Genomic DNA, 3924 nt, shown 5'->3' with positions numbered 1-3924 from the left:
GTTCATCCGTGGTAAGATGGGTGTAGGTCATTTGTGGTCACTCCTTTGTATTCTTTGGTCGGAATTACAAGTTGAGTGTACCACAAATGGCTGTTTTAGTTGTCTAGCTTAATTTTACAATCGGCGAGATATAATAGATTACATAACAATACACTTTATTAACAAATAAAAAAAGGAGAAAGCGATGTTAACACCCATCATTTTACTTATTGTCTTTACTCTGTTAAATGGTTTTTTCTCTGGTTCAGAGATGGCATTTATAACTGCAAATAAAGACAAATTAGAGAAAGAAGCCGAATCTGGGAGCAAAAAGGCTCAACTCGCATTAAAGCTATATTACAATCAAGATCGCGTTTTAGCGGTTGTCCAAGTGGCGATTACTTTAATCGGAACGTTAAACTCATCTTTTGCAACGAGTGGGTTATCACAATTCATTTCACCTTATCTAGGTGCACAAGGTGCGGCGATCGTTATTTCGCTCATCGTAACTGTATTAACTTTAATTTTCGGGGAATTATTACCTAAATCAATTGGGCAAGCCATTCCTGAAAAATATTCAAAGGCATCGGCACGTATTTTAAATCTGATTTACACGATTTTTAAACCGGTCGTTTGGTTTTTAACTGTCACGTTAAACTTCTTTCAATCGCTTCTTCCGATTGACTTTTCCAATGAAGATGAGAAATTAACTTTCTCAAATATCCGTGAAATTGTGATTCGAGGTGGTGAAGAAGGAGCGCTTGAATCGGATGAAGTTGGCATGATGCAAGGTGTTCTGAAACTGAACCGGAAAAATGTTCGTGAGGTGATGGTGCCTCGTAATCAAGCATTGATGATTGATATTAATAAAGAACGCGAAGTGAATCACGAAATCATCGTCAATTCGACATTTTCAAGACTGCCTGTTTATCAAGATGACAAAGATAATATTTTAGGTGTAGTTTTAGTGAAGGACTACTTGCGTGCGAGTGTCCTGGTCGGCGATTACACCCAAGTCGATTTAAAAGATTTAGCTCATGATCCTTTAAATGTTCCTGAAACTTTACTATTAGATGATTTATTCTCGCAAATTCAACAAACGAGCAATCATATTGCGGTTGTAAAAGACGAATACGGTCAAACCGTTGGACTCGTTACTTTAGAAGATATTATCGAGGAAATTGTTGGAGAGATTTATGATGAATATGATACGGTCGAAGAAGATGCTCTAGTGCAAAAACTAGACGAATCATCATGGCTAGTCAACGGTATTATGAATATCAATGACTTCAATGAATACTTTGGTACCATTGTGACAAGTAACGAAGTGGACACAATTGGTGGCTACTTCACATATAAATCCGAAATTATTCCAAGCGAAGATAAGATTGGCACATGCCTTGAAATTGAAATGCTGATGCTTGAATTAATGCAAGTCAATGAAGCAACTGCAACTCAATTAAAAGTTACTCGCATTAAAGAATAGCATAAATAAAGGCTCAAGAATGGTGATGAATTTATCACGGTTCTTGAGCCTTTTTAAATTATTTAGTTGTTGTCGCTAAATCCCAATAAGTGACTTTTCCGGTTCCATTTCCAGTTATTTGTATCTTATCTTGGTTCGCATCGGGATAGACGCGTGAAGTAAAGACGGCTTCACCATCATTGACAAAGATTTCTAATGAGGACGTATCAGAGAAAATGTGTAATTGCGATAGTGATTCAAGTGGAAGCGTGCGCTTACGACGACCGTAGCCACTTTCTCCATGTCTTAATGTTAGTTCCCCGGCTTGATAAGTTACCGAAGTATCTTGTCGCAGTTGTAGTTCAAAATCTTTCGGTCGTTCATCAAAATCAATCAATAGTTCGTAGACTTCACCTCTTAGTGTGTCAGCAGACAATTCAGTCAGTGAATACGACTGTTCTTGGCCACGCAGAGTTTGATATTCCACTAAGGGGCGTTGTTTTAACATGCCGTCTTCAAAGTTTAACTCACGCGGTAAAGCCATCGCATGTTGCCACCCTCTCGCAATCGTTGGGTTATTGTATTCCGGCTGAGTATCGCCAATGCCCATCCAAACCCACATAATGCGGCGACCTTGGTCGTCTTCAAACGTTTGAGGTGCATAGAAATCAAATCCATGGTCCAACTCTCTAAAATCTTCTTCCACTTGGAACTTTAACTCATCCCAGTTCACTTGCCCGGTTAAGTAAGTGGCCGCATGTGGGTTATGATAGTTGTATGTTGTTGGTAGGATTCCTTGTGGTGAAAAAACTAAGATATCTTTACCTGACACATTAAAGTAATCCGGACATTCCCACATGTACCCTTGCTCTTCATCCCCTTCTAGAAATATACCTTCATATTCCCAGTCATATAAATTAGGTGAGCTATAAATCAAGATGCTTCCCATATTAGTACGACGTCTCGCACCTAAAATCAAGTAATATTTTCCATTTAATTCAAATACTTTTGGATCGCGAATATGATCCGTAAAACCTTCTGGGTACGCTGAGTGCGGAATGATCATTTCTCTTGATTCAATTGTAAAACCATCAGGTGAAACTACATGGACAGTATTTTGTTCGCGTCCACTAAATGTATAATCATGGTCACCCTCATTTTTAACGTTACCTGTATAGAAGAAATGAATCTTATCGTCTAATACAATGGCACTGCCTGAATATACACCATCTTGGTCAAACGCTTGATCAGGTGACATAAAGATCTCTTCATCTTTAAATTGCACCATATCTGTCGACGTTTTGTGTCCCCAATGAGTTGCGCCACCTTTAGGGTCTTGGGGAACATATTGATGGTATAAATGATAGACGCCGTCAAATTGCACCGCCCCGTTTGGGTCATTCAACCAGCCTGTTTCAGGCATTTGGTGATAACTGAGTCGCCATGGATCTGCCTCTACACTTGGCTTTAGTTTTGCTTGAGCTGCTTGAATTTGTTTCCAGTTAATATATGCTTTTTTACTCATCCATTCGTCTCCTTTACCTCGATTTTAAACTTCTTCACGAATCGCTTTTCCTTGTAAACGAACTAAGATGAAACCTACTAGGAATGCTGCTAAGCTCACGATAATGTATTGTGTTAAAGCTGTTAAGCTACTTGTATAAAGTAATAATCCAGGAATAAAAGTAATTCCCATACCTGTTGCTGCTAAGTCGAAGAGGTAAATTAAAAATCCTCCAACCGCACCTGCAACAATCCCTGAACCAAATATACGCAGTGATCTCATGTTAACACCGAATAATAGGGGTTCTGTAATTCCAAATAAAGTAGGCACCGCTGAACTGATCATGTTTGTACGTTTCACTTGGTCCTTCATTAAAAAGGCTGCTCCAATTGCAGCACCAAATTGTCCTGCCATACTCACTGTAGTTAAAGGCTGAATCACATTCAATCCCGTATCACTCAGCAACGTTATTTCGATTAAACCAATTGAATGGTGTAAACCAGTAATAACAATTAATTGTTGAAGTGCTCCAAAGACTATGTAGCCAATACCTAACGGCGCATTGATTAAAGTGACGATACCATCAATGACAAAGCTTTCAATTACTTGAATGATTGGACCTAACAGAAATAATATAACACCAATTGTAATCGTAATCGTTAAGAACGGCGTAACAATCAGATCCATCACTTTAGGCACCCATGTACGTAACCATTTGTCCAATTTACTAATCATCCAACCCGCAAGAATCGCTGGGAAAATCGAACCTTGATAGCCATAAATATCAATCCCAAAAATATTCATCGGACTCGCACTGCCGCCTCGAACGTCATAGGCATTCGGTAATTGTGGTTCTATAATTAATCGTGTTGGTGAGTTCTAAAAACTCACTGGTACGTTTTTTTGTATATCAATAGAAAAAGGTCAGTAGATTCCCTTATAATTAAGTCGACCAAAACCAATCAAAGGAGAATCT

The 3924-nt window shown here is 38.7% G+C and carries 2 protein-coding genes and 1 pseudogene; 1 reads left to right on the top strand and 2 read right to left on the bottom strand.

Translation table 11 applies throughout. The features are described from left to right. The first annotated feature begins 184 nt into the window (after positions 1-184). Positions 185-1465, top strand: a complete 1281-nt coding sequence (locus ACEN33_RS11930) for a hemolysin family protein (protein WP_407090628.1) — start codon at positions 185-187, stop codon at positions 1463-1465. A gap of 58 nt (positions 1466-1523) precedes the next feature. Here ACEN33_RS11930 and ACEN33_RS11925 read toward each other — a convergent pair whose 3' ends face one another. Further along, positions 1524-2969 (bottom strand): glycoside hydrolase family 32 protein, encoded by a 1446-nt coding sequence (locus tag ACEN33_RS11925; protein WP_407090627.1) that lies wholly within the window; start codon positions 2967-2969, stop codon positions 1524-1526. A gap of 24 nt (positions 2970-2993) precedes the next feature. Then, positions 2994-3812: pseudogene (locus tag ACEN33_RS11920) on the bottom strand (PTS transporter subunit EIIC); the annotation flags it as partial. Positions 3813-3924 lie beyond the last annotated feature (112 nt).

It is taken from the genome of Ruoffia sp. FAM 24228 (assembly GCF_045528575.1).
Classification (GTDB): domain Bacteria; phylum Bacillota; class Bacilli; order Lactobacillales; family Aerococcaceae; genus Ruoffia; species Ruoffia halotolerans.
Note: the sequence above shows the minus strand (reverse complement) of the source record. Positions and strands in the feature narration are given on the sequence as shown.

Bases quoted from the DNA above. Each gene is read 5' to 3' on its own strand.
- ACEN33_RS11925 (WP_407090627.1), bottom strand. From the start codon at position 2,969: ATGAGTAAAAAAGCATATATTAACTGGAAACAAATTCAAGCAGCTCAA.
- ACEN33_RS11930 (WP_407090628.1), top strand. From the start codon at position 185: ATGTTAACACCCATCATTTTACTTATTGTCTTTACTCTGTTAAATGGT.